Origin of the sequence: Pseudomonas azotoformans (genome assembly GCF_001579805.1) — a bacterium.
Lineage (GTDB): Bacteria > Pseudomonadota > Gammaproteobacteria > Pseudomonadales > Pseudomonadaceae > Aquipseudomonas > Aquipseudomonas azotoformans_A.
In genome coordinates this window covers 862,753-889,479 of sequence record NZ_CP014546.1, presented here as the reverse complement: position 1 = coordinate 889,479, position 26,727 = coordinate 862,753, and the positions used below count along the sequence as shown (strand labels likewise).

At 60.4% G+C, this 26,727-nt stretch carries 21 protein-coding genes and 1 tRNA gene; 6 read left to right on the top strand and 16 right to left on the bottom strand.

Annotation, left to right across the window (positions count from 1 at the left end; translation table 11 throughout):
- Positions 1-3: 3 nt before the first annotated feature.
- Positions 4-1,773: an acyl-CoA dehydrogenase C-terminal domain-containing protein gene (locus tag AYR47_RS04220; RefSeq protein ID WP_061434376.1), complete on the top strand. Its 1,770-nt coding sequence runs from the start codon at positions 4-6 to the stop codon at positions 1,771-1,773.
- A 123-nt stretch (positions 1,774-1,896) separates the two neighbouring features.
- Positions 1,897-3,675 (top strand): acyl-CoA dehydrogenase C-terminal domain-containing protein, encoded by a 1,779-nt coding sequence (locus tag AYR47_RS04215; protein WP_061434375.1) that lies wholly within the window; start codon positions 1,897-1,899, stop codon positions 3,673-3,675.
- A gap of 240 nt (positions 3,676-3,915) precedes the next feature.
- Here AYR47_RS04215 and AYR47_RS04210 read toward each other — a convergent pair whose 3' ends face one another.
- Positions 3,916-4,815 (bottom strand): LysR family transcriptional regulator, encoded by a 900-nt coding sequence (locus AYR47_RS04210; RefSeq protein ID WP_016977852.1) that lies wholly within the window; start codon positions 4,813-4,815, stop codon positions 3,916-3,918.
- A 209-nt stretch (positions 4,816-5,024) separates the two neighbouring features.
- On the opposite strand from AYR47_RS04210, the gene AYR47_RS04205 reads away from it, so the two are divergent.
- Both AYR47_RS04205 and AYR47_RS31785 read left to right on the top strand, forming a co-directional pair.
- Positions 5,025-6,287 (top strand): aspartate aminotransferase family protein, encoded by a 1,263-nt coding sequence (locus tag AYR47_RS04205; protein ID WP_061434373.1) that lies wholly within the window; start codon positions 5,025-5,027, stop codon positions 6,285-6,287.
- A gap of 182 nt (positions 6,288-6,469) precedes the next feature.
- Positions 6,470-6,628 (top strand): YqaE/Pmp3 family membrane protein, encoded by a 159-nt coding sequence (locus AYR47_RS31785; protein ID WP_003194776.1) that lies wholly within the window; start codon positions 6,470-6,472, stop codon positions 6,626-6,628.
- A gap of 5 nt (positions 6,629-6,633) precedes the next feature.
- Here the strand turns inward: AYR47_RS31785 and pqqE are convergent, their stop codons facing one another.
- The 10 genes from pqqE to AYR47_RS04160 form a co-directional block, all read right to left on the bottom strand.
- The gene (gene pqqE, locus AYR47_RS04200) at positions 6,634-7,764 is read right to left on the bottom strand and encodes a pyrroloquinoline quinone biosynthesis protein PqqE (protein ID WP_050587907.1); all 1,131 of its coding nucleotides are present in this window, start codon (positions 7,762-7,764) and stop codon (positions 6,634-6,636) included.
- Positions 7,757-8,032: a pyrroloquinoline quinone biosynthesis peptide chaperone PqqD gene (gene pqqD, locus AYR47_RS04195; RefSeq protein ID WP_033898094.1), complete on the bottom strand. Its 276-nt coding sequence runs from the start codon at positions 8,030-8,032 to the stop codon at positions 7,757-7,759. The genes pqqE and pqqD overlap by 8 nt, the downstream gene beginning before the upstream one ends.
- A complete protein-coding gene (gene pqqC, locus AYR47_RS04190; protein WP_033898096.1) occupies positions 8,029-8,781 on the bottom strand; it encodes a pyrroloquinoline-quinone synthase PqqC in 753 nt (250 codons plus the stop codon). Before pqqC ends, pqqD begins: the two co-directional genes overlap by 4 nt.
- Before the next feature lie 11 nt (positions 8,782-8,792).
- On the bottom strand, positions 8,793-9,704 hold the full coding sequence (gene pqqB / locus AYR47_RS04185; RefSeq protein WP_033898097.1) for a pyrroloquinoline quinone biosynthesis protein PqqB: 912 nt from the start codon (positions 9,702-9,704) through the stop codon (positions 8,793-8,795).
- A gap of 66 nt (positions 9,705-9,770) precedes the next feature.
- Positions 9,771-9,845: a pyrroloquinoline quinone precursor peptide PqqA gene (gene pqqA / locus AYR47_RS31780; protein WP_003194766.1), complete on the bottom strand. Its 75-nt coding sequence runs from the start codon at positions 9,843-9,845 to the stop codon at positions 9,771-9,773.
- Between the two features lie 159 nt (positions 9,846-10,004).
- Positions 10,005-12,347 carry a pyrroloquinoline quinone biosynthesis protein PqqF gene (gene pqqF, locus AYR47_RS04180; protein ID WP_061434371.1) on the bottom strand — a complete coding sequence of 781 codons (2,343 nt, stop codon included), beginning with the start codon at positions 12,345-12,347 and terminating at the stop codon, positions 10,005-10,007.
- 48 nt (positions 12,348-12,395) lie between these two features.
- On the bottom strand, positions 12,396-13,190 hold the full coding sequence (locus AYR47_RS04175; RefSeq protein WP_061434369.1) for a carbon-nitrogen hydrolase family protein: 795 nt from the start codon (positions 13,188-13,190) through the stop codon (positions 12,396-12,398).
- A 10-nt stretch (positions 13,191-13,200) separates the two neighbouring features.
- Positions 13,201-14,892, bottom strand: a complete 1,692-nt coding sequence (locus AYR47_RS04170) for a flavin monoamine oxidase family protein (protein ID WP_033898101.1) — start codon at positions 14,890-14,892, stop codon at positions 13,201-13,203.
- Between the two features lie 146 nt (positions 14,893-15,038).
- Positions 15,039-15,485, bottom strand: a complete 447-nt coding sequence (locus tag AYR47_RS04165; protein WP_033898102.1) for an Lrp/AsnC family transcriptional regulator — start codon at positions 15,483-15,485, stop codon at positions 15,039-15,041.
- Between the two features lie 37 nt (positions 15,486-15,522).
- Positions 15,523-16,392, bottom strand: a complete 870-nt coding sequence (locus tag AYR47_RS04160; RefSeq protein ID WP_061434365.1) for a LysR family transcriptional regulator — start codon at positions 16,390-16,392, stop codon at positions 15,523-15,525.
- Positions 16,393-16,504: 112 nt separating this feature from the next.
- Here AYR47_RS04160 and AYR47_RS04155 point away from each other — a divergent pair, with 112 nt between their 5' ends.
- A complete protein-coding gene (locus tag AYR47_RS04155) occupies positions 16,505-16,930 on the top strand; it encodes a VOC family protein (RefSeq protein WP_061434364.1) in 426 nt (141 codons plus the stop codon).
- A gap of 44 nt (positions 16,931-16,974) precedes the next feature.
- Here the strand turns inward: AYR47_RS04155 and AYR47_RS04150 are convergent.
- The 5 genes from AYR47_RS04150 to rpsU form a co-directional block, all read right to left on the bottom strand.
- A tRNA-Ile gene (locus tag AYR47_RS04150) sits at positions 16,975-17,051 on the bottom strand.
- Between the two features lie 16 nt (positions 17,052-17,067).
- On the bottom strand, positions 17,068-20,811 hold the full coding sequence (locus AYR47_RS04145) for a bifunctional diguanylate cyclase/phosphodiesterase (protein ID WP_061434363.1): 3,744 nt from the start codon (positions 20,809-20,811) through the stop codon (positions 17,068-17,070).
- A 122-nt stretch (positions 20,812-20,933) separates the two neighbouring features.
- Entirely contained in the window at positions 20,934-22,784 is a 1,851-nt protein-coding gene (gene rpoD / locus AYR47_RS04140) for an RNA polymerase sigma factor RpoD (RefSeq protein ID WP_033898106.1), read from the bottom strand.
- A gap of 67 nt (positions 22,785-22,851) precedes the next feature.
- Positions 22,852-24,825, bottom strand: a complete 1,974-nt coding sequence (dnaG, locus tag AYR47_RS04135; RefSeq protein WP_033898107.1) for a DNA primase — start codon at positions 24,823-24,825, stop codon at positions 22,852-22,854.
- 443 nt (positions 24,826-25,268) lie between these two features.
- Positions 25,269-25,484 carry a 30S ribosomal protein S21 gene (gene rpsU, locus AYR47_RS31775; RefSeq protein WP_002551877.1) on the bottom strand — a complete coding sequence of 72 codons (216 nt, stop codon included), beginning with the start codon at positions 25,482-25,484 and terminating at the stop codon, positions 25,269-25,271.
- A 202-nt stretch (positions 25,485-25,686) separates the two neighbouring features.
- On the opposite strand from rpsU, the gene tsaD reads away from it, so the two are divergent.
- Positions 25,687-26,712, top strand: coding sequence for a tRNA (adenosine(37)-N6)-threonylcarbamoyltransferase complex transferase subunit TsaD (gene tsaD / locus AYR47_RS04125; RefSeq protein WP_017739515.1), 1,026 nt, complete (start codon positions 25,687-25,689; stop codon positions 26,710-26,712).
- Positions 26,713-26,727: the final 15 nt, after the last annotated feature.

Sequence of the window (26,727 nt, the reverse complement as noted above, 5' to 3'; positions counted from 1 at the left end):
GCCATGCCTGACTACAAAGCCCCCCTTCGTGACATGCGTTTTCTGATCGACAACGTGTTTGATTTCCACGGCCATTACGCCGCCTTGGGCGCGACCGATGCCAGCCCGGACATGGTCAGCGCGATTCTCGAAGAAGGCGCCAAATTCTGCGAAAACGTACTCGCGCCGCTCAACCGCAGCGGCGACGAAGAAGGCTGCCATTTCGACAATGGCGTCGTCACTACGCCCAAGGGTTTCAAGGAAGCCTTCGCCCAGTACGTGGAGGGTGGCTGGCACGGCGTGGCGGCAGACCCGGCCTACGGCGGCCAGGGCTTGCCGTCGTCGCTGGGCCTGGTGCTCAGCGAGATGATCGGCTCCAGCAACACCTCCTGGGGCATGTACCCAGGGCTGACCCACGGCGCGATGTCGGCGATCCACGCCCACGGCACCGCCGAGCAGAAAGACACGTTCCTCAGCAAACTCACCGCCGGCGAATGGACCGGCACCATGTGCCTCACCGAAGCCCATTGCGGCACCGACCTGGGCCTGATCAAGACCCGCGCCGTGCCCCAGGCGGACGGCAGCTATGCGGTCACCGGCAGCAAGATCTTCATCTCGGCCGGCGAGCACGACATGAGCGCCAACATTATCCACTTGGTCTTGGCCAAACTGCCGGACGCACCGGCGGGCACCAAGGGCATCTCGCTGTTTATCGTGCCCAAGTTCCATGCGGATTCGGGTGAGCGTAACGCGGTGCACTGCGGCTCCATCGAACACAAGATGGGCATCAAGGGCTCTGCCACCTGTGTGCTGAACTTCGACGGCGCCAAGGGCTTCCTGATCGGTGAGGCGAACAAAGGCCTCAACTGCATGTTCACCATGATGAACCACGCGCGCCTGGGCACCGGCATGCAGGGCCTTTGCAATGGTGAGGCGAGCTTCCAGGGCGCGATCAAATACGCCAACGACCGCCTGCAGATGCGTTCGCTGACCGGTGCCAAGGCTCCGGATAAAGCCGCCGACCCGATCATCGTGCATCCCGATGTGCGCCGCATGCTGCTGACCATGAAGGCCTTCAACGAAGGCAATCGCGCACTGACCTACTTCACCGCACAGTTGCTCGACACCGCGCACCTGAGCAACGACGCCACCCAGCGTCAGGACGCTGAAGACCTGCTGGCGTTCCTCACGCCGATCTGCAAAGCCTTCATGACCGACACCGGCCTTGAGGTGACCAACCACGGTATGCAGATCTTCGGCGGTCACGGTTACATCCGCGAGTGGGGCATGGAACAACTGGCTCGCGATGCGCGGATTGCGCCGATCTATGAAGGCACCAACGGCATTCAGGCCCTCGACCTGCTGGGGCGCAAGGTGCTGGGCAGCCAGGGCAAGTTGCTGCGTGGCTTTACCAAGATTGTGCATAAGTTGTGCGCGGCGAATGCCGAGCATCCGCAGCTCAAGGCCTATGTGGCGCAGCTTAGCCAGCTGAACGGAGAGTGGGGCGAACTGACCACTAAAGTCGGCATGGCCGCGATGAAGAACCCCGATGAAGTGGGTGCGGCGGCCGTGGATTATTTGATGTACAGCGGCTACGTGATCCTTGCCTACCTGTGGCTGCGTATGGCGCTGGCTGCCCTTGAGCAACCGGACTCGGATTTTTCCAAGGCCAAGCTTGCGACCTGCGACTTCTATTTCAAGCGCCTGCTGCCACGTACCGCCACCCACCGCGCTGCGGTGGAAGCGGGCAGCGAATGCCTGATGAGTCTGCCTGCGGAGGCATTTGCGCTGTAATGACTTAAAAATACCAATCAGTCACAAGTGGACCCTATGTGTCTGAAAAGTTGTTCGGGTACACTCTGAGCCTGTAAAACCGACTCTTACCGAATTACTTTTCACGTTCTCACGAGGTTTGCCATGGCTGATTACAAAGCGCCGCTGCGTGATATGCGCTTCGTCCTCAACGAAGTCTTTGAGGTCGCCACCACCTGGGCCCAATTGCCGGCATTGGCAGACACCGTTGACGCCGAAACCGTAGAGGCCATCCTCGAAGAAGCCGGCAAAGTCACCGCCAAATCCATCGCCCCGCTTAGCCGCGGTGGCGATGAACAGGGTTGCCGCTGGGACAACACCGCAGTGTTTACGCCGGATGGTTTTCCACAGGCCTACAAAACCTATGCCGAAGGCGGCTGGGTGGGTGTAGGTGGTGACCCGATGTTTGGCGGCATGGGCATGCCCAAGGCGGTGTCGGCCCAGGTTGAAGAGATGATCAACTCGTCCAGCCTGGCGTTTGGTTTGTACCCGATGCTCACCTCCGGCGCCTGCGTGTCGATCAACACCCACGCCAGCGAAGCACTGAAAGCCGCTTATCTGCCGAAGATGTATTCCGGCGAATGGGCTGGCTCCATGTGCCTGACCGAGGCCCATGCCGGTACTGACCTGGGGATTATCCGCACCAAGGCCGAGCCACAGGCGGACGGTTCCTACAAAGTCAGCGGCACCAAGATCTTTATCACCGGCGGTGAACACGACCTCACCGACAACATCATCCATCTGGTGCTGGCCAAGCTGCCGGACGCACCGGCCGGTCCCAAGGGCATCTCACTGTTTCTGGTGCCGAAGTTCATGGTCAATGCCGACGGCAGCCTGGGCGCACGTAACACCGTGAGTTGTGGTTCCATCGAGCACAAGATGGGGATCCAGGCGTCGGCGACCTGCGTGATGAACTTCGACGAGGCCGTGGGTTACCTGGTGGGCGAACCGAACCGGGGCTTGGCGGCGATGTTCACCATGATGAACTACGAGCGACTGGGTGTAGGCATCCAGGGCCTGGCATCCGGCGAGCGTTCCTACCAGAACGCCATCGACTATGCGCGCGACCGCGTGCAAAGCCGTGCGCCAACCGGGGCTCAGCACAAAGACAAAGTGGCCGACCCGATCATCGTGCACCCCGACGTGCGCCGCATGTTGCTCACCATGAAGGCCGCGAACGAAGGTGGCCGGGCGTTCTCCACCTATGTGGCGACGCAGCTGGACATCGCCAAGTTCAGCGACGACGCTGCTGCGCGTGAGCGTGCCGATAACCTCGTCGCGCTGTTGACCCCGGTAGCCAAGGCGTTCTTGAGCGACCTGGGCCTGGAAACCACTGTGCTCGGCCAACAGGTGTTCGGCGGCCATGGCTACATTCGCGAGTGGGGCCAGGAGCAACTGGTGCGTGATGTGCGCATCACCCAGATCTACGAAGGCACCAACGGCATCCAGGCACTGGACTTGATGGGGCGCAAGATCGTCGGCAGCGGCGGGGCGTTCTACACCCTGTTTGCCGATGAGATCCGTGCTTTCATTGCCTCGGCGGGTGCCGAGTTGACGGAGTTCACCAAGCCGCTGGGCGCAGCAGTAGATAACCTGGATGAGTTGACGGCCTGGGTGCTGGACCGCGCCAAGACCAACCCGAATGAAATCGGCGCGGCGTCGGTGGAGTATTTGCACGCCTTTGGCTACATGGCCTACGCCTACATGTGGGCGCGCATGGCCAAGGCTGCGTTGGGCAAGGAATCTGAAGAAGACTTCTACGCCAGCAAATTGGGCACTGCACGCTTCTACTTCGCGCGCTTGTTGCCACGCATCCACTCGCTGAGTGCGTCGGTAAAAGCCGGTAGCGAATCGCTGTTCCTGCTGGATGAGACCCTGTTCTAAGGGCTTGGAGGGCGTGTAAGCATTCTCTTACATGACGTGCTGCTAATCGTCCTCTATCGCCAGATTGGATCCACGGATAATCTACTTCACATGGACGTCGCGCAGGAAGCGCAAAGCAACAACACGGACACGTAGGATTCTGCCAGGACGGCGGAGTGAAATGGATGTCAGGGAAACAGTCTGCAAAGCCCCGCTTCGGCGGGGTTTTCTTTTGCCCGCGAAAAAGTCAGCCTCTTGAGTTCAGGGCTGCGCCTGCGGGGCGTTCATCACGTCTTCCAGCAGGGTGCGCAGCAACGCCACCGTCGCTTGCTGGCGCTGCACATCGCGGCACACCAGGCCGACTTTCAGCGGCACCCTGGGTTCACTCAAGGGTTTCCACAGCAGCGACTGGCTGTTGTGTTCGTCCTGAGAGCGGCCCGGCAGCACCGTCGCCAGTTTTGTGTGGGGCAGGCTGTCGAGAATCCCCACCATGGTGTTCAACTCCGCCTGTACTTGTGGGCGCCTTCCGAGGTTGGACAGCTGTCCTTGCCAGATCTGCCGGACCTGGAACTCTTCCCCCAGCAGCAACATCGGCAGCTCCGCCGCCTGCTTCAGCGAGACTTTCTTGAATTCCCGCAACGGGTGATCCTCGGGGATGACCACCTTCAGTTCATCTTCATACAGCAACACGCCATGCAGCCCCGGCTGGCGCGGCGGCAAGTAGCTGATGCCGATATCCAGCGAGCCGTTGAGCAGTCGGCGCTCGATCTCAAGCCCGGTCAATTCGTAGATCTGTACCACCAGATGTGGCTGGGCTTTGCGCACGCGCTCCAGCATCTGCGGCACCAGGCTGGTGTGCACGGTTTGCAGCACGCCGATAGCCAGCGTGCGCATCGCCTGACCCTTGAAGTTGCGCAAGGCTTCAACCGCCTGTTGCATGCCGTCGATCAATGGCAGCGCGTGGTTGTACAGCGTGTGCGCCGCCAGTGTCGGCAGCAGGCGCTTGCTGCTGCGTTCGAACAGGCTCACATCCAGGTTCTGTTCCAGTTGGCGAATCTGCTGGGACAGCGCCGGTTGGGAGATCGACAGACGCTCGGCGGCACGGCCTACGTGGCCCTCCTCATACACCGCGACGAAATAACGCAGTTGCTTGAAATCCATAAGACTTACTTATCGAAAAAGCTGGAAAAACGAAATGGCTGTTGGCCCTTGAGGCGCCTAGTCTAGCGCCTATTCGCAGGGCTTACAGGGCCGGATCGGGCAATGAACAGCGTTTATGTTGATAGCGTTTACATAGGCAAGGCAAAAAACCTCAAGGCAGCACAGGCGTATCGCACCGACCAAGGTCCGATTGCTATTGGGGGTGAGCTATGAATCTGTTCCGTCGCCCCGCGCCGAGCCTGGACGATTTGATTCTCGAGGCGCCCGGCGATACGTCTTCCAGCGAATCCCTGATGCCCTCCGTCGCTCGCCCGCCGCAAGTTTTCGTACGCGGCCAGGGTTCCTGGCTATGGGACAGCGACGACCGTGCCTACCTGGATTTCAGTCAGGGCAACGCGGCCAACAGCCTCGGCCACAGCCCTCAGGCGCTGATCAAGGCGCTGTCTGACCAGACCCAGGCGCTGATCAACCCCGGCAACGGCCTGCATAACCGCGCTCAACTCAACCTTGCTGAACGCCTGTGCCATCGCACCGGCAGCGATCAGGCATACCTGCTTAACAGCGGTGCGGAAGCCGTTGAAGCCGCGATCAAGTTGGCGCGCAAATGGGGCCAGCTGCATCGCGGGGGAGCGTATCGCATCCTCAGTGCCAGCGCTGGTTGCCACGGCCGCAGTTTTGCAGCGATGTCGGCGTCGGCGGGTGGTCCAGAAAACCGTTTCGAACCGCAATTGCCCGGCTTCAGCCATGTGCCCTTCAACGACCTGCCGGCGCTGCATGCGGCCGTCGACGCGCAAACTGTCGCGATCCTGCTCGAACCGATCCAGGGCGAAGCGGGCGTCATCCCTGCGACCGAGCATTACCTCAAAGGCGTCGAGCGCTTGTGCCGTGAACTAGGGATCCTGCTGATCCTCGACGAAGTGCAAACCGGCCTGGGCCGTTGCGGCACCTTGCTCGCCGAGCAGCAATACGGCGTACGTGCCGACATCATCACCCTCGGCAAAGGCCTGGGCGGCGGGGTGCCCCTTGCAGCGCTGCTGGCACGGGGCAAAGCCTGTTGCTTCGACGTGGGCGAGTTGGGAGGTACTCACCACGGTAATGCGCTGATGGCTTCGGCCGGGCTGGCAGTACTCGACTCCGTGCTGGAGCCCGGCTTTATGGATCACGTGCGTGAGTCCGGCGTGTACCTGGGCGAAGGTCTTGCGCGCCTGGCCTACCGCTACGACCACGGTCAATTGCGTGGTCACGGCCTGATGTGGGGCCTTACGTTGTCGGATGATTCTGCGGATGCTGTTGTAAAAGCGGCGCTGCACGAAGGTCTGATCCTCCAAGCTCCGCAACCCAACTGCCTGCGCTTCACCCCGGCCCTGACTGTGAGCAAAAGCAACATCGACGAAATGCTCCTGCGCCTGGCCCGCGCCTTCTCCCGCGTGCGTACCGCCCAACTGCAATGCCGCAAGGGCATCGCCGTTTAACCCCCTACTCCTGAACCGTCTCGCGGTCTACGCGGCGCCTCCGGCCTGATTCTTTTGGCTGGGGGCGTTTTTTTGAGCGTGTAATGAAGGATGGCCCAACGCCAGATCCCACTGAACCCTCACGAACGCCCAAGGTCGATTAGCTACACGGCTCACACGAGCCGATTTTCTGGAGCTTACCCATGGACATCATTCGTATCATCATCGCCATTCTGCTGCCGCCACTGGGTGTGTTCCTGCAAGTGGGTTTCGGCGGCGCGTTCTGGCTGAATATTCTGCTGACCTTGTGCGGTTACTTCCCGGGCATCATCCACGCGGTGTACATCATCGCCAAGCGCTGAGGCCGTCAGCCTTTTGCGATGAGCCGTGAGTTGCGCTCGTTGCGAAAGGCCAACTGCTCGATGGTCTGGGTGGCGTGTTCGGCTTCTTCCCGCGCTTGCAGGATGATGCCGTGCTGCTCGGACTTGCTGCACACCGGGTCGGCATTGCTTGCGTCCCCCGTGAGCATGAAGGCCTGGCATCGGCAGCCGCCGAAGTCCTTTTCCTTTTCATCGCATGACCGGCATGGCTCGGGCATCCAGTCGTAGCCGCGAAAGCGGTTGAAGCCGAACGAGTCGTACCAGATGTGCTGCATGCTGTGGTCGCGCACGTTGGGAAATTGCACCGGCATCTGTCGGGCGCCGTGACAGGGCAGGGCGGTACCGTCCGGGGTCACCGTCAGAAAGATACTGCCCCAGCCGTTCATGCAGGCTTTCGGGCGTTCCTCGTAGTAATCCGGGGTGACGAAAATCAACTTGCACGGGTGACCTTCGGCTTCCAGCTTGGCGCGGTATTCGTTGGTGATGCGTTCGGCGCGCACTAGTTGCGCCTGGGTCGGTAATAGTCCGACACGATTGAGCTGGGCCCAACCGTAGAACTGGCAGGTGGCGAGTTCGACGAAGTCCGCTTCCAGCGCAATACACAGCTCGATGATGCGGTCGATCTTGTCGATATTGTGCCGATGGGTGACGAAGTTCAGCACCATCGGGTAACCATGTGCCTTCACCGCACGGGCCATTTCCAACTTTTGCGCGAAGGCTTTTTTCGAGCCGGCCAGCAGGTTGTTCACCTGTTCGTCGCTGGCCTGGAAGCTGATCTGGATATGGTCCAGGCCGGCTTTCTTGAAGTCGCTGATTTTCTGTTCGGTCAGGCCGATGCCGGAGGTGATCAGGTTGGTGTAGAACCCCAGCCTGCGCGCTTCGGCGATCAGCTCGGCCAAGTCTTGACGCACCAACGGCTCACCGCCGGAAAACCCCAATTGTGCGGCCCCCATCTCGCGGGCTTCGCGAAACACCTTGAACCATTGCTCGGTACTCAGCTCCTTGCCCTGCTCGGCAAAGTCCAACGGGTTGGAGCAATACGGGCATTGCAACGGGCAGCGGTAGGTCAGCTCGGCCAGTAGCCACAGCGGCAAGCCAACCGGCGGTTTTTCAGGCAAGGGTAATCCAGTGCTCTGCACGGGCGACCTCCATGAAGTCCTCGATGTCTTTACCGAGTTCTGGCACGCCGGGGAACTGTTTATCCAGCTCAGCGATGATCGCCGCCACGTCGCGCTCGCCGTCGATCAAACCACCGATCAGCGCAGCGCTGTCGTTGAGCTTGATCATGCCCTCGGGATAAAGCAGCACATGGCCTTTTTGCGCGGGCTCGTACTGGTAGCGATAGCCCTGGCGCCAGGTGGGTTTCTTGCTGCGATCAAAGCTCATAGGGGGATCCCTTTATGCCACACCCGTTGGTCGGTCACGCTGTGATACGGCGGGCGTTTGAGTTCGTAGGCCATGCTCATGGCGTCCAGCATGCTCCACAAAATATCCAGTTTGAACTGGAGAATTTCCAGCATGCGTTCCTGGCCTTCACGGGTGGTGTAGTGCTGCAACGTGATCGCCAAGCCGTGCTCCACATCACGACGGGCCTGGCCCAGGCGGGTGCGGAAATATTCATAACCGGCCGGGTCGATCCACGGGTAATGCTGCGGCCAGCTGTCGAGGCGCGATTGGTGGATTTGCGGCGCGAACAATTCGGTCAGCGAGCTACTGGCGGCTTCCTGCCAACTGGCGCGGCGGGCGAAGTTGACATAGGCGTCTACCGCGAATCGTACGCCGGGCAGTACCAATTCCTGCGAACGCAGTTGGCCCGGGTCGAGGCCCACAGCCTGGCCCAGGCGCAGCCAGGCTTCGATACCGCCGTCTTCACCGGGGGCGCCGTCGTGGTCGAGCAGGCGCTGGATCCACTCGCGGCGGATCTCGCGGTCTGGGCAGTTGGCCAGGATCGCGGCGTCTTTCAGGGGGATGTTCACCTGATAGTAGAAACGGTTGGCAACCCAGCCCTGGATCTGCTCGCGAGTCGCGCGGCCTTCGTACATCGCCACGTGGTACGGGTGATGGATATGGTAGAAGGCGCCCTTGGCACGCAGGGCGGCTTCGAATTCGGTGGTGGTCAATGGCGTGTCAGTCATGTCGGTCGCTCCTACAATTCAATGCTCATGCCGTCGTAAGCCACTTCGACATTGCGTCGCACCAGTTCCGCTCGCTCGGGGGAGTCTTCATCGAGGATCGGGTTGGTGTTGTTGATGTGGATAAGCACTTTGCGCTGCTCGGGCAATTTCTCCAGCACTTCCAGCATGCCGCCGGGGCCGTTTTGCGCCAGATGGCCCATTTCGCGGCCAGTGCGGGTGCCCACGCCACGGCGTTGCATTTCGTCGTCGTCCCACATCGTGCCGTCCACCAGCAGGCAGTCGCTGCCGGCCATGATCTCCAGCAATGGCGCGTCGACCTTGCCCAGCCCCGGCGCGTAGAACAGTTTGCCGCCGGTGCGCAGGTCTTCGACGATCAGGCCGATGTTGTCGCCGGGGTGCGGGTCGAAGCGGTGCGGCGAGTAGGGCGGTGCGGCGCTGCGCAGTGGCAGTGGGGTGAAGCGCAGGTTGGGGCAGGCCGGGATGGTGAAGCTGGCGTCCAGCTCGATGCGGTTCCAGGCCAGGCCGCCGTTCCAGTGGGTGAGCATGGTGAACAGCGGGAAGCCGGTGCTCAGGTCTTCATGGACCATGTCGGTGCACCACACCTGGTGCGGGCAGCCTTCGCGCAGGCTCAACAGGCCGGTGGTGTGGTCGATCTGGCTGTCCATCAGGATGATTGCGCTGATGCCGGTGTCCCGCAGGGCGCGGCCGGGTTGCATCGGTGCAAAGCCCTGGAGTTGCGCGCGGATATCCGGCGAGGCGTTGCACAGGACCCAGTTCACACCGTCGTCGGAGATCGCGATGGACGACTGGGTACGCGCTTGGGCCCGCAGGCTGCCATCACGAAAACCCGCGCAGTTCACGCAGTTGCAGTTCCACTGCGGGAACCCACCGCCGGCGGCGGAACCTAGAATCTGGACAAACATGGCAGCTCCATCAAGCTCAAAACAAAAACGCCCCGGGCGAACCGAGGCGTTGTATTACCCAGCGGATTAACGGCTGGCGAAGTACATGGTGACTTCGAAACCGATGCGCAGATCAGTGTAAGCAGGTTTGGACCAGGTCATATTCTTACTCCTACGAATGGATGGGACGTTTACTACCAAGTAATACATATAGTCCACCTCCAGTCGGAGATGTTCAGATGTGTGCGTAGGAATGTTACGCAATTCTTTTCAAGTTAGCGCTGTCTTGGTGGAAAAAGCCTTTTGCAGGGGCGGCAATGATCAGTCTGCCGCTTGCCAGATTTTCGAGATACGCGGGCCGTTGGCCACGCAACGCCAGCCGCCTGCGGCGTCGTTCAATTGCTGGGCGGTGAGCTGTAACGCTTCGCGGGCGCAGGTTTGGATGTAGGATTGCAATTGATCCAGATAACCCGACGGATGGCCCGCCACATGGGCGTGCCACAGCAGTTCGGCGGCTTGGGCGCTGGGCAGTTCCTGTGCTGAGAATTGCTGTGCCAAAGCCATGTTGCCCAAGTCGGCGCTGCTATCGATCAGGGCTGGCAGTTGTTTCAGGAATACGTGCAGGTGATCAACGATGCCTTCCAACGACACGCTGGGGGATTGCACGCCGAATAACAGGCCGGTCTGGCCGTTGATCTGTCGGATGCCGCTGAACACGGCATAGCCGATTTGCAACTCGACGCGCAGGCGCTGGTAGAACGGGCCTTGGAGCAGATGGCCAAGCAGTCGCCAGGCGGCCTCATCCGCCAGGGACTGACTTGGCGTTGGGCAAAACAGCAGCAGTGCGGCTTCATCAGCGTCGGTTTTAATCTCATGCCAGATACGCTGGCCGCTGAGAGAGGCCAGAACATGATCGAGGTGTGCAGGCTGCCCTGGCAGACGGGCCGCTGCGCTCTTGATCGCGGCTTCATGCGCTGGGGAGAAACCCAGTCCCAGGCCGTGCCAGCGCGAAGTAGGCCAGGATGCCGATTCGGGATTGTGACCGTTGCAGCACGCGGGGAGCGCCTTGAGCAATTCACGGATGGCGATCATCGGCGGTAAGGCGGGTGGGGCTTCTTGCGGTTGATTCAGGCTTTGCGCCAACGCGTCCAGCACGGCCGGCATGGGCTCCTGCAGCCCAATCATTTTCACCTGCCAGTCTTGGCCCAGGCTTTCGAACGACAATTCGACGCCCGCCTGACGGGCATGCTCGCGTAACGGCTGCAAAGCGTTTTCCAGGCCGGAGGGGGCTGATCGCCATTGCAGATACAGCGCACCCTCATCACCGTCGCCTGCCAATGCCTGGCTGAATGCCAGCGCCGACACTTCCCTACGTCCACGGGAGCGATCCTGCGCAAAGGTGCGCAAGCCCCGGTGAGCGCTGGTCTGGCCGCGAATCAGGCCGGCGCGTTCTTCCTTGGCCGGTGGGCGCAGGAATGGGTTGTTCGGTGGCAGTTGCCATGAGTGCTCGGAGGGCGGCAGGTGCAGCGAATCAAGCAGGGCCTTGAGGGCGACGACGTCCTGTTCCGACAGGCCTTTGCTGTCGTTTCGAGCCAAGGCCAGGGCGCCTTGGACCTGCTGTTGACGAGCGGCCAGCAGCGCGAACTCTTCCCGCAGTGAGGTCCAGTCGCTGTGTGCGAAAAAGCTCAACCAGTCGTGCAGCAACGCCTCGATTTGCGTAGCCGATTCGCCTGGGGTGGTGAAGTCGATATCCAACACAGCCTGCCCGACGAAGTCATAAATCACAGACGCCTGCAGGGTAGCCGCCAGTTGCCGCGTCTTCAATTCAGCCAGCAATCCGCCGGGTGCCGAGGCGTTAAGCCAGGTGCAGAGAAACGCCAATGCTTCCCGTGGCGCATTGCAGGCGATGACGTAGTGCAGGTGATGGTGGGTGGTGTGCTGATAGCTCCGCGCATCGCCCTGCATCAATGCCGGTGGAGCGGATTGTGGGCGTAGCGGTCCTGAGGTGAGTTGCTCGCTGAACGACTGTGCCAAGGCTTCCAACGCTTCCAGTGACTGCGGACCCGCCAGGCTTAAGGTCATCTGCCCGCTCTGATAGAACTGTGTGTGGAATTCCTGCAACGCCTGCTGAAATGCCTCACGCTCCACCGGCAGGCTGTCGCGGTTGCCTGCATGGAAACCCCGCAGCGGATGATCCGCCGCCAGCCCTTCCAGCAACGCGACCTGCTGCTGCGCCTTGGCATCGCGGGACCAGGCGACAAACTCGGCGTGCAGCACCTCGCGCTCACGCAACTGGTCCTCCAGCGCTAGGCGCGGGTGGCTCAGCATGTCAGCCAAACGCTCCAATCCACCGGCAGACAGTGCAACTGGCAGCTCAAAGAAAAATTCCGTGGTGCGCTCACGGGTACTGGCATTGATCTGACCCCCATGACGTTGCACGTAGGCCATCAACCCTTCGTTCGTGGGAAAACGATCGGTGCCCAGGAACAGCAAATGCTCCAGGAAATGCGCCAACCCCGGCCAAGCCAGCGGCACGTCATGGCTGCCTGCGGCTACGCGCAAAACGGCGGCGCAACGTTTCAGGCGTGGCGCATGCTGCAAGGAAACCCGCAAGCCATTGGCGAGGGTCAGGTGAAGCTGATGAGGGGGGGCCGGCGCAGGCATGGGCACTTCCGAAACGTGGGATGTGCCTATGCTAACAAACCGGCTGGATCAGGGCTTGTGCAGCACGCCGTATAACTCTGGGCGACGGTCCTGCAAGTAGTGATTGGTGGCACGGGCATCCAGGATCGACTGACGATCCAACTCCCCGACGATCAAGGCTTCATCCAGGCCCGCCTGGGCAATGCGCTGGCCATTCGGCGCGGCGATGCTGCTTTGCCCGCAATACTGGATCTCGCCTTCATGCCCGCAATAGTTGGCGTAGGCCACATAGCATTGGTTCTCGAACGCCCGTGCCCGCACGGTGACGTCGGCAACAAAGTCGAACGGCACCATATTGGCGGTGGGCACCAGGATCAGTTCGGCACCGGCGAGGGCCAGGCGCCGGGTGTTTTCCGGGAACTCCAGGTCATAGCAGATCAGGAAACCCAGCTTCCAGCCGTTGAGCTCCACCAGCGGGAAATCATCGCCGCCGGCACTGAACATCGAGTGGTCCAGATCGCCAAACAGGTGGGTCTTGCGGTAGTTGCACAAGCGCTGGCCGTGGGCGTCGATCAACTGCACAGCATTGTAGATCTGGCCATCCTCGGCCCGCTCCGGGTAACCGTACAGAATCGCCAGCCCTACACGTTTGGCCAGTTCGGCGATCGCCTGTGCCGACGGTCCATCCTGCGTTTCGGCCAAGGCGCCAACCGCCTCGGCGCCGATGTTATAGCCGGTGAGGAACATCTCCGGCAGCACCAGCACATCGGCGCCGGACGCCTCATGCGCCAAAGTGTGCAGGCGCTTGAGGTTGCCGGCCACATCCAGCGGCAACGGTGGGCATTGGTACAGGGCGACGCGCATGTTCAACTCCTTAGTCGGCCAGGGCGATCGGCCCGATTTCATCGAATACGTCACCCGGCCCAGGGTTCTCTGGGTGAGTGCTGCCACCGAAGTGGGTCATGATGCCCCACACCGCATTCAGCGAAGTCTGTACTGCGCCCTCGACCCAGGCTGGGGTCCACGACACATCATCACCGGCGATAAAAATCCCACGTTGTTCGGCGGGCATGTCCTTCTGCATGAAGTGCGCATACATGCGCTGGTTGTAGCGATAGTGGCCCGGCAGCGCGCCTTTGAAGGCCCCGAGGAAATGCGGGTCGGCTTCCCATGACACGGTGATCGGGTCACCGATGATGCGCGCCTTGATATCGACTTTCGGGTAGATCTTTTTCAGGGCGTCGAGGGCCAGTTTTACGCGTTTGTCGATGGGCTGCGGCAGCATTTTCAGGGCGTCGCTCATCCACGAATAAGACAGGCAGATCACCCCTGGCTTGTCGTCGCCGTTATCGAACAGGTAGGTGCCACGGGTCAGGCGATCGGTGAGGGTCATGCTCATCAGGTCGCGGCCGGTTTCAGGGTCTTTGTCTTTCCAGAACGGGCGGTCGACCATCACGAAGGTTTTCGACGATTGCATGTAGCGCGTGCGGTCCAGGGCCATCCACATCTTTTGCGAGAACAGGGTTTCGTCGCATTCGATCTGAGTGGTCAGCAGCCAGCTTTGGCAGGTGGTCAGCACTGCGGCGTATTCGCGGGTGTCGCCATAGTTGTCGGTGACGGCGAAACGGCCATCGGCGGCATGGGCGATGCGCTTCACCCCGGCCCGTGGCGCGCCGCGATGCAGCGAGCTCAGGCTGGTGCCGGCCGGCCAGTGGGCGCAGCGCTCCGGTACATGGCGCCAGATGCCCATCGGCACCTGGGCCACACCGCCGACCACCAAGTGTTGATGGTCGTCGCAGTTGGTCATCACCACACGGAAGATTTCCAGCATGGAGTTGGGGAAGTCTGAGTCCCAGCCGCCAGTGCCAAAACCGACCTGGCCGAAGACTTCGCGGTGCAGGAATGACAGCTTGGCGAACGCCTTGGAGGTCGCGACGAAGTCGTAGAAGGTGCGGTCATCCCACAGTGGCACCAGTTTGTTCCATAGCTCCTTGAGGCGCGGCACGTCACGGTCGCGGATGGCCTGCTGGATATCGCCGAACTGCGACCCGGCTTCCAGGGCATCGGCCCAGGCGTCCGCCACTTCTTGGAACAGCACCGGCAAGTCGGAGAGTTTTTGCGCGTAGTGGGTCTGGCCTTCAAGGTCGATGACCGTACTGCCGGACGCCGGGGTCAGTGGGTTGGGGAAAGGTTTGGTTTCCAGCCCCAGCTTATCGACATAGTGGTAGAACGCAGTGGACGACACCGGAAAGCGCATGCCGCCCAGCTCGGCAATGATGCCTTCGGCACCTTCGAAGGCTTGGGAGCGCAGGCGGCCACCCATTTTCGAGGCTTCGTATACTACCGGCTTGAGACCGAGCTTCATCAACTCGTAGGCGGCCACCAGGCCCGCGATCCCGGCGCCGACGATCGCCACTTCGGCACCGTGGTTGGCGGCGGGGATGCTGCCGAGGCCGGCCGGATGTTCGATCCAGTCATCAAAGGCAAACGGAAAGTCTGGGCCAAAGATGGTGATGGGCTTTTTACCGTCTGCAGGGTGGCGATTGTTTTTGTTGAACGTGTTCATGGCTGACCTTGCTGGATACCCGGCGGGGCACGACCCGCTGAGTATAGGAAAAGATGGCAGCCAGTTTAGGGGGCGTTGCGTACGTTAATAAGACGCAATGTGTCGTCGGATTGATCTATTTTTAGTCAGAGTGACGAAGCTTGTGGTCAAACTGGCTGACCGCGATCCAATTTGTTGCTGAGGATGATCGAAGTCGTGGTTTTCTCCACGCCGTCCACGCTGCCGATCTGGTCGAGCAATTGGTCCAACTGCTCAGGCGAATCCGTGCGCAGCCAGGCGACGTAATCGAACTCGCCACTCACAGCGCACAGCTGCTGCACCTGGGCCATGGCGCTTAACCGGCGCAACACCTCTTTGCCAGAGCGCGGTTGCACGGTGATGCCCACGTAGGCTTGCAAACCTCCGTCCGACACCCGCTGGCTCAGGCGCACGCCATAGCCGGTGATCACCTGGGTTTTCTCCAGGCGCGCCAGGCGAGAGGTCACCGTGGTGCGCGCGATGCCCAACTGCCGGGCGAGCATGGCCACGCTTTCGCGGGCGTTGATCTGCAAGGCGGCGATCAGTTGGCGATCGATTTCATCTAGGGCGGGCAAGGTGAGGGCTCCGAAACGGGGGCAATAAACAGGCATCTTACAGGCTGGCGTCCGCGAGCAGGCAGCGGGCAAACAGTTGCGGTACAGGGAGTTGGCGCTGGTTGTAGCGGCTGAGCAGGATGATTTCGCGGTAAAAGGTCAGGCTGCCCAGTGGGATAATTCGTACCTTGGGCGAGCGTTCCAGCCACAACCCGGCCTGAGGAATCAGCGATACACCCAGGCCGCACTCGACCATCTTGACGATGGCCTCCAACTCGTCCAACTCCAGCGCCACCTGCACGTCAAGCTTCTGCTCACGCAGGAATCGGCTGACCAACCGACCACCAAATGAGGCCCGGTCATAACGCACGTGAGGCTGCGTCGCGAGCAGTTGCAGAGGGTTATCACCCGCTAGCCTGTCAGGCACGATCAGCACAAACGGCTCCTTGCGCAGCACCTGCACATGCAACTCCTTGGGCAGGTCGAAGGGCGGACGGATGATGATGGCCGAGTCCAATTCGCCTGCATCTACTTGGCTCAACAGATCCAGGGACACACCCGGTATCAGCTTGCACTCCACCGCCGGCGCCGCCTGGCGCAAACGCACCAGCGCCTGGGGCAGCAAACCGGTTTGCGCGGTGGTGATGGCGCCGACTTTCAACTCGCCCCGGTACTCGTTGGCATCCACCGGTACCGCCATGCGGTTGAAGGTTTCCAGAATCTCCTTGGCCAGCGGCAGTGCGCGTAGCCCGGCAGCATTCAGCGTGGCCTGGCGTCCGGTGCGGTCGAACAACGGCACGCCGAGGGCCTGCTCCAATTGACGAATTTGTGCACTGACCGCCGACTGCGTCAGCCCGATATGCATACCCGCCGCCGCAAACGTACCGTGCCGGGTTACCGCAATAAAGGTTTTCAGTTCGCGCAGCATGGGCCTCTCGATTGATCGAAATAATTTGAGCTCGACGCAAAAACTATCGTCTTTTCATCGTCAGGAGCAAGGCTAAACTCGATGCACTTAACGCCCATAGAGGTTTGACCTGATGACACTTGCGCCTTTTCACCTGGCAATTCCGGTATTCGATCTGGCCGCCGCGCGGCACTTCTACAGCGACGTCTTCGGCCTGGAAGAAGGTCGCTCCAGCGACCATTGGGTCGACTTCAACTTCTTCGGCCACCAATTGGTGATCCACGAACACCCGAAAACCACCTCGCAGGAGGCCGCCCACACTAATGCCGTAGACGGCCACGACGTGCCTGTGCCGCACTTTGGCGTGGTGCTGGGCTGGGACGATTGGCATGCATTGGCGGAACGTCTGCAGGCCAGGGAAACTCGTTTTGTGCTGGAACCGCATATTCGGTTCAAGGGGCAGGTGGGGGAACAGGCAACGTTGTTTCTATTTGATCCGTGCGGGAATGCGCTGGAGTTCAAGGCGTTCAGGGATATTGGGCAGTTGTTTGCGAAATGAGGCTGCCAGACACACAAAAGCCGCGCAATGCGCGGCTTTCGAATTGGTGGGCCCACACGGACTTGAACCGTGGACCAAAGGATTATGAGTCCTCTGCTCTGACCAACTGAGCTATAGGCCCTGTAACAGGTCGCGGATTATAACGATGGTTTCCCCGCTGTGCCATCCGAATAATCCTCAATGCGCATACGAAGAAACGTAGCAGCAAAAAGCTCCGGCGGTAGCGGCAGGCTGACGATGTAGCCTTGCATCTGTTCGCAGCCTTCGGCCGCCAGGAAGGCTTGCTGTGCGGGGTTCTCCACGCCTTCGGCGATGATGGTGAATTGCATGCTGTGGCCCAGCGCGATGATGGCGCGCACGATGGCGGCGTCGTGGGGGTCGTCGGGCAGGCCGCGGACGAAGGACTGGTCGATCTTGAGGAAGTCCAGGGGCAGGCGCTTGAGGTAGCTGAGGGATGAATAACCGGTGCCAAAGTCGTCAATGGCCAGCTGTACGCCGAGGTCTTTGAGCTGGTGCAATACCTCCAGCGCTTCTTCGGCCTGGCTCATGATGAAGTTTTCGGTGATTTCCAATTGCAGGCGGCCGGGGTCGAGTTGGTAGTCATGCAGCAACTGTTCGATACGGCCCAGTAAGCCGGGGTGGCGTAACTGCGCGCCAGCCAGGTTGACCGACAGTGGGCCGAAGTCGTCGAAGTGGCCTTGCCAGGCGTGCATTTGCCGGCAGGCTTGTTCCAGTACCCAGTCGCCAATTTGCAGGATCATGCCGTTTTCTTCGGCCAGGGCGATGAAGTGTTCGGGGGGGACGTCGCCAAAGGTGGGGTGGCGCCAGCGGATCAAGGCTTCGGCGCCGATCAGTTCGTGGGTCGCCAGGCTTAGTTTGGGCTGGTAGTAGAGGCTCAACTCATCGCGCTCGATGGCGCGGCGCAGTTCGTGTTCGAGTGCCACGCGTTCGTTGGCCTGGGCGGTGAGGTCTCGGGTGTAGCTTTCGACCCGGTTGCGCCCTTTGGCCTTGGAGCGGTACATCGCCGCGTCAGCGTTCTTGACCAGCGTGGCAACGTCGGTGCCGTCCTCGGGGTACAGGCTGGTGCCGATGCTGGCGCTGATAAAAAACTCGTGCTCACCCGCCTGGAACGGCGGTGTGAAGCAGGCCAGCAGTTTATTCGCCAAGTACTGGGCGTCGCTGGCGTGCTGCAAGCCGGGGAGCAGGATGATGAATTCGTCGCCGCCCAGGCGGGCGACGGTGTCGATGTCGCGCAGTTGTTCCTTGAGGCGTACGGCGATGTCTTTGAGCAGCAGGTCGCCAATCGGGTGGCCGAGGCTGTCGTTGATGTGTTTGAAGCGGTCCAGGTCGAGAAACAACACGGCGCCTTGTTTGCCGGTTTCCTGATGGCCGTTGAGGGCCGCTTGCAGCCGGCTTTCGAACAGCGTGCGGTTGGGCAGGCCGGTCAATGGGTCGTGGTGCGCCTGGTAGTCGAGGCGGGCCTGGGCAAGTTTGAGGCTGGAGATGTCGGCAAACACTGCGACGAAGTGCGTGATCAACTGGTCGCGATTGCGCACGGCACTGATCGTCAGCCAGCTTGGGTACACTTCGCCGTTCTTGCGACGGTTGGAAATCTCGCCCTGCCAGTGGCCCTGGGCAGTCAACTGGTGCCACATGGCGGCGTAAAAGGCGCTGTCATGCAGGCCGGAAGCCAGCAGGCGCGGGGTGTGGCCGAGGGCTTCGGCCTCGCTGTAGCCGGTAATCTCGGTGAAGGCGCGGTTGACGGCGCTGATGTTCTGGCGGGTATCTGTGATCAAGACGCCTTCGGCCGTGCTCTCGAACACCGTGGCGGCCTGTTGCAGTTTTTCCTGCATCAGTTGGCGCTCTGTGATGTCTCGGGCAATGGTCAGCATGCAGTCTTCATCGCCAATCGGCAACGGACGGCTGGACAGTTCGCACAGGCGGATCTGCCCATCGCTGCGGCGGATATGGCAGATGAAGTCACGCACAAAGCCATCGCGCTGCATCATTTCCAGCATGTGCTTGCGTTCGTTGAGGTCAACCCAGATGCCCAGGTCCAAGGTCGATTGGTCGAGGGAGGTGGCGCTGGCGAAGCCGGTGATCCGGCTGAAACCATCGTTCACTTCAATCAACAGGCCATCGCGTTGCCGGCTCAGCAACAAGCCGTCGGGGGAGGCGTGGAAGGCCTTGGCGAATTTCTCCTCGGAGGTTTGCAGTTGCTGCTGGGTTTCCTTGAGTTGGGTGATGTCACGCACTACCACGACGATGGCTTCTGTGGTGTCGAGTTGGAACGGCTCGGCGGAAATCAGCCCGGTGAAGGCCTGACCGTTGCTGCGCAGAAAGGGCATTTCCAGGTTGCGGATGCTGGTGGTCTGCACCCGTTGCAGCAGGTCGGGACCGACGCCCTTGATGCCCCAGATATTCAACTCGGTAGCGGTTTTACCGACGACCTGTTCGGCCGTCAGACCAATCTGGTCTTCAAACGCCTTGTTCACTTCCAGCAGGCAGCCATCAGACAGTCGTGCGATCACCAGCATGTCCGGGCACTGCTGGAACACCGAGGCGAACTTTTGCTCGGACAGCTGCAAGGCTTCCTCGGTGCGCTTGGCCTCGCTGATATCGATCATCAAACCGCGCAGAACCGGCTCATGACCGTGTTCGATCAGGCTGACAATGTCACGCACCCACAAGCAACGGCCGTCAGCGGTGATCACCCGGTAATCAATGCTGTGGTCGCGGTTGGCACGGGTTTCGCGATAGCAGTAGGCTTCGGTGCGGATCAGGTCGGCGGGGTGAATGATGTTGCGCCAGAAGCCTGGGATCAGCCAGTGCGCACGCGGGTAACCGAGCAAATCTTCAGCGTGGGGCGACACATAGCTGTAGGTGAAGTCGGTGATACTGGCTTCCCAGGCTATGGCGGACAGGCTCTCGACCAAGCCGCGATAATGGTACTCGCTGCTGCGCAGTTCCTGTTCGAGGGCTACACGGCGGGAGATTTCCGAACTGAGCCGGCGATTGATCCGAATCACCACGGCCAATACGGTACTCAGCAAGAGCACTGCGGGCAGGCCGTAAGTCAGCAGGTCGGTCCAGAAGGTGCGGTGATCGGTAAAGCTGCCGACCCAATGTTGCTGGATGGCGTCGGTTTCTTGCGGGCTGAGGTCGGCGAGCACCTTGTCCAGAATGCCCACCAGCATTTTATTGTCACGCGGTACACCCATCGCCAGTTGGTAGCGATAGGGCGTTTCGCCGCTCACGTACAAGCCGTCGAGCTTGAGTTGGCGCAGGCTCCAGACGCTGGAGGCCAGGTCGCCGACGACCGCATCCACTTCATCGGTCGCCAGGGCTTGCAGCGTCGAGCTGACATTCGGCATGGCCACCAAGTTGAGATCCGGGTGATGGGTGCGCAACAGCTCATGGGGGGCGTAATTTTCCACCACGGCAATCTTCAAGCCGTAGAGGTCCTTCAGGGTAAGTGGTTTGGCGCCGCCCTCATGGGCCAGGATGACGATGGGAAAGTCCAGGTAAGGCCGTGTGAACGCCATATAGCCCTGGCGCTCCGGCGTGGACATGATGCCTGGCAGCAGATCGAGCTGATTGTTACGGGCCTGTTCTAGTACCGCACTCCAGTTCGCCGGCTCGATCAATTTGACGCGCACGCCAAGGCGGTCCTGGATCAGGCGCACATAATCCGCTGCCAAGCCTTGGTAGCGGCCATTCTCGTCACGGTATTCAAAGGGTGGCCATGACGCATCCACCCCGAGGCGCAACTCCTGATGGTCCGCCAGCCAGCCACGCTCATCATCAGTAAGAGTCAACGCGCCAGCCGTTGCGGTCCAGGTCAGCAGCGACAGCAGCAACACAGTCGGCAATCTGGGCATAACGGTCTCGTTATGGCACGGGGAATGTTTCGAGTGTAGACGGGCATTGCGGGGGAGGAGGAGGGGCGCAGGATTTTATCGAGACAAAACAAAACCCCCGGCCTGGGCCGGGGGTTTTGGTATCACTCGTCGAGGAAGGAGCGCAGATGCTCGCTTCGCGTCGGGTGGCGCAACTTGCGCAGCGCCTTGGCTTCGATCTGACGGATCCGCTCGCGGGTCACGTCAAACTGCTTACCGACTTCCTCAAGGGTGTGGTCGGTATTCATGTCGATGCCGAAACGCATGCGCAGTACCTTGGCTTCACGGGCAGTGAGGCCGGACAGTACGTCGCGAGTCGCTTCTTTAAGGCTCTCAACGGTGGCGACATCGATTGGCGACTGCATGGTCGAGTCTTCGATGAAGTCACCCAAATGGGAGTCTTCGTCATCACCAATCGGGGTTTCCATGGAGATCGGCTCTTTAGCGATCTTCAATACCTTGCGGATTTTATCCTCAGGCATTTCCATGCGTTCGCCCAGCTCTTCCGGGGTCGGTTCGCGACCCATTTCCTGCAACATCTGCCGGGAAATACGGTTGAGCTTGTTGATCGTCTCGATCATGTGCACCGGAATACGGATGGTGCGGGCCTGGTCGGCGATCGAGCGAGTGATCGCCTGACGGATCCACCAGGTGGCATAAGTCGAGAACTTGTAACCGCGACGGTATTCGAACTTGTCCACAGCCTTCATCAAGCCGATGTTGCCTTCCTGGATCAGGTCGAGGAATTGCAGGCCACGGTTGGTGTACTTCTTGGCAATGGAGATCACCAGACGCAAGTTCGCTTCAACCATCTCTTTCTTCGCGCGGCGGGCCTTGGCCTCACCGATCGACATACGACGGTTGATGTCCTTGATCTCGGCAATCGTCAGACCGGTCTCGGTCTCCAATGCTTGCAACTTCTGCTGGCAACGAATGATGTCCGGCTGCAGGCGACCAATGGCTTCGGCGTATTTCGCCTTGCCCTTGGCCAGTGCGTCGGTCCAGCTTTCGTCTACTTCGTTGCCTGGGAACTGGCGCAGGAAGTCGGCACGCGGCATGCGTGCATCACGGACACAGAGCTGCATAATTGCGCGCTCTTGTGCACGCAGACGCTCCAAGGCACTGCGAACACGCTCAACCAGGCCTTCGAATTGCTTCGGTACCAGCTTGATCGGCATGAACAGCTCAGCCAGTGCCAGCAGCTCGGCGATTGCCAGCTTGTTGGCGCGACCATGCTTTTTCAGGGCCTTGCGGGTGATTTCCATTTGATCGGAAACCGCACCGAAACGCTGCGCAGCGATGATCGGGTCTGGACCGCTTTCAACTTCATCTTCGTCGTCGCCGCTGGCTTCAGCGTCGTCGTCTTCGGAGTCGTCGTCCGCTTTCGCAGCCTTGGCATCGACTGGCGGCGGCACTTCGGCGGCTGGCGGCGCAATGCCGTCGTCCGGGTCGATGTAGCCACTCAGTACGTCGGACAGGCGACCACCTTCGGTGGTGACGCGGGTGTACTCGGAGAGAATATGGTCAACCGTGCCAGGGAAGTGCGCGATTGCGCCCATCACTTCACGGATGCCCTCTTCGATACGCTTGGCGATTTCGATTTCGCCTTCGCGTGTCAGCAGCTCGACGGTACCCATTTCACGCATATACATGCGCACAGGGTCGGTGGTACGACCGATATCGGTCTCCACAGCAGCCAGCGCGGCAGCCGCTTCTTCAGCGGCAGCCTCGTCGGTATCGGCGTCCGCCAGCATAAGGGAATCCTTATCTGGCGCAGCTTCGAATACGTTGATCCCCATGTCGTTAATCATGCGGATGATGTCTTCCACCTGCTCTGGATCTGAAATATCCTCAGGCAGGTGGTCGTTGACCTCCGCGTAAGTCAGGTAACCCTGCTCACGACCGAGAACGATCAACTCTTTGATACGAGACTGCTGTTGCGCTTTTCCGGACATAACACCCTATCCACTGAAGGTCTTGGCGGGCAAAAAACAAGCCGAGGATTATACCCGAGCTATGACCTCACACGCCAGCTGAGGTCGGGTTTGATGCGGAAACATTCTGTTTTAAGAGGTCGCGCATCTGTTTTGCTATCTGAATTTGCTCTTCAGCCGATAATCCAGGCTGCCTTGCTCTCTTGATGAGTTCGTCGAGGGTCTGCGTGTGCTGACCCGCGGATAACCTAGTAATGGTGTCTAAAAACTGTTGTTCAAGGTTATCGCCGTCAATTAGCCACTCCTTTTCTGCGAGTGCTTTCAATAACCGGCCTTGTTCGGTGCCATGCCAACGCGCCATCAACTGAATGGAGTTTAGCTTAGGATTTTTCTGTACCGCCTCGATCAAGGCGATCAGTACCTGGGCATAAGTGTTACTTGCGTTGGCAAAGTGATCGGCGCTCTCGACCTTTTCCGCCAATTGCGGGTGGTGGATGAGCGTGCGCAGGGCAATGAGCGTCGGCGCCTCTACAGCAACCGGCGTTCGTGGGGCATAGGGCTCGTCGCGATCACCGCGCTTGCCGTTCTTGCTCCACGGTTTCTTTTCCCATTTCTTGCCGTCGTTGCCAGACTTTTTCGGTGTCCACTCCTGCTGGGGCGCGTAAGCCTCCTGCGGTTGATGGAAATCGGAATAGTCCGGCATGGCGTCGTAGTCCATGCCTGGGTCGTAGGCCGGTGGCGGCGCATCATGCGGCGCGTTGTGCACCAGCTGGCTGACGGCTTCGCCGCTTAGCCCGGTGATTTCCTGCAGGCGCATGCGCATCAGTGATTTCAGGTTGGCGCCGGGGACCTTGTCGATCAGCGGCGCCGCAAGGGTGGCCATATGGGCCTTGCCTTCCAGGGAGCGCGGGTCGGCTTCCTCGGTCAGTTGCTGGAAGAAGTAGTCTGCCAGCGGTTGAGCGTGTTGATTGATGCGTGCGCGGAATGCATCGGTGCCTTCAGAGCGAACCAGGGTGTCCGGGTCTTCGCCTTCGGGCAGGAACAGGAAGCGCGCGCGCCGTCCATCTTGCAGGCTGGAAAGAGTTGCCTCCAGTGCGCGCCAGGCGGCGTTGCGGCCCGCCTGGTCGCCGTCGAAGCAAAACAGCACGCTGGGTACCACGCGAAACAAGCGTTTCATGTGTTCTTCGCTGGTCGCGGTGCCGAGTGTGGCGACGGCATTGCGCAGGCCCTGTTGGGCGAGCGCGATCACGTCCATATAGCCTTCAACCACGATGATTTCATCGAGATTGCGGTTGTTCTTGCGCGCCTCGAACAGGCCGTAGAGCTCCTGGCCCTTGTGGAATACTGGGGTTTCCGGGGAGTTCAGGTACTTGGGCTTGTCGTCCCCGAGCACACGGCCACCAAAGGCGATGATGCGGCCCCGGCTGTCGCGGATCGGGAACATCACGCGGTCGCGGAAGCGGTCGTAGCGTTTGCCGGTTTCGGCGTTTTCCACCAGCAGGCCGGCGTCGATCATGGCCTTTTGCTGGAGGGTGTCGCTGCTCAGGTGCTTGTACAAGTTGTCCCAGCCGGGCGGGGCGAACCCCAGGCCGAAATCGCGGGCGATTTCCCCGGTGAGGCCGCGACCTTTCAAATAGTCGACGGCGGCCTTGCGCTGCGGATGGCTTTTAAGCGCCTGACGGTAAAAATCGGCAGCGGCCGTCAGCAGCGGGTACAGCGGCGAATCGGTGGGTTGGCGCGGCTTGTGCGCACGGCCACTTTCTTCGCGTGGGACTTCCATGCCCGCCGCTTTTGCCAGGTCCTCGATCGCCTGGGGGAAGTCCAGGTTGTCGTGGTCCATGAGAAAGCCCAGGGCGTTACCGCCCGCGCCGCAGCCGAAGCAGTAATAGAACTGCTTGTCCGGGCTGACGCTGAACGATGGGGTTTTCTCTTTATGGAACGGGCAGCAGGCGGTGTAGTTCTTGCCGGCTTTTTTCAGTTGCACGCGCGAGCTGACAACATCGACGATGTCGGTGCGGTTCAGAAGGTCGTCAATAAAGCTCTGGGGAATCAGCCCGGCCATGGCGTTCTCGTCATCACTGCGTGTCAATGAGGGCCCAATGATTGCTCAAGCGCACGCGTTGCGCGGCTCGATCATCAGTTGTCTGCTTGGGCATTCAGGAAGTGTATCTGCCGTTCATTCACTGACGTTAGTTTCAATCAGGTTTTTGGCATGGAAATGTTGCCCCGGCATCCGGTCTTGGCCAATGGCGGCCTCGGAAGCTCATCGTCGGGCACAGTCGATACAGTTGATCGCCTGTTTGAAGAATAAGTGTGCTCGTCAGTAGCCTTGATAGGCTCGTCAGAAGACGTGCACCGCTGGCAAAAGAGCCAGTCCTGACGTGTGAAGCAGTTGTCTCGGTCGCGTCTGCGGCGTCAACAGTGAAGCATCAAGCGATATCCGCAAATGCCATTAGCCCGGCTGAGGGCCGGGCTTGGCAGAAGCTTGCTACGAACGTCTGTGTATTAGTACAGACGAACGGCGCGGCGCTGTTCGCGCTGAACTTTCTTGGCGTGACGCTTAACAGCGGCTGCTGCTTTACGCTTACGCTCAGAAGTTGGCTTCTCGTAAAATTCGCGGCTACGAACTTCAGCCAGTACACCGGCTTTTTCGCAGGAGCGCTTGAAACGACGCAGAGCTACGTCGAAGGGTTCGTTCTCTTTAACTTTGACGGCTGGCATCCAGAGCTACCTTCTTTCATTACCGGGATCAACGTTCTCGTCGCAAAAAATTCGCGGCTGAGGTCGTCGGTTTTTAAGGGTTGCGGATGTTAACCCCTCATTGCCCGGAATGCAAAGCCTCTGATCGAAAACCGCTAGTCGGGAGGGGGAGTGACGACTATTATGCGCGCCTTCGAATTCAGCCTCTACAAGGCGCAAACCCATGCTAGTACTGGGACTTGAAACCTCCTGCGACGAAACCGGTGTCGCACTTTACGACAGTGAACGCGGGCTCTTGGCCGATGCGCTGTTCAGTCAGATCGACCTGCACCGCGCCTATGGTGGCGTGGTTCCGGAGCTGGCCAGCCGTGATCACGTCAAACGCATGCTGCCCCTGATCCGTCAGGTGCTGGATGAAGCCGGCTGCGTGCCGACCGAGATCGACGCCATCGCCTACACCGCAGGCCCCGGATTGGTCGGAGCCCTGCTGGTTGGGGCTTCTTGCGCCCAGGCGCTGGCGTTTGCCTGGGGCATTCCGGCCCTCGGCGTACACCATATGGAAGGCCATTTATTGGCGCCGATGCTGGAAAAAACACCCCCAGAGTTCCCGTTCGTCGCATTGTTGGTTTCGGGCGGCCATACGCAGTTGGTTCAGGTGGATGGCATTGGTCAATACACCCTTTTGGGTGAGTCCCTGGACGACGCTGCCGGTGAAGCTTTCGACAAGACCGCCAAGATGATGGGCCTCAATTATCCCGGTGGCCCGGAAATCGCGCGTCTCGCCGAAAAAGGCGTGGCGGGCCGCTACACCTTCCCGCGCCCGATGTGTGATCGCCCTGGCCTGATGTTCAGCTTCAGTGGTTTAAAAACCTCCGCGCTGAACACTTGGCAGCACAGCGTCAGCGCCGGAGACGACAGCGAGCAAGCCCGTTGCGACATCGCGCTGGCGTTCCAGCAGGCCGTGGTGGAGACTTTGACCATCAAGTGCAAGCGCGCCCTGAAACAGGCGGGCATGAAGCGTCTGGTGATTGCAGGCGGCGTCAGCGCCAACAAGGCCTTGCGTACGTCGCTGGAAAAAATGCTCGGCGACATGAAGGGCGACGTGTTCTACGCGCGCCCCGAGTTCTGCACCGACAACGGCGCGATGATTGCCTATGCCGGTTGCCAGCGTTTGCAGGCTGGGCAGCACGAAAGCCTGGCAATCAGCGTGCAGGCGCGCTGGCCGATGGAGCAGTTGTCGCCGTTGTAAGGCCGCGAAATGGGC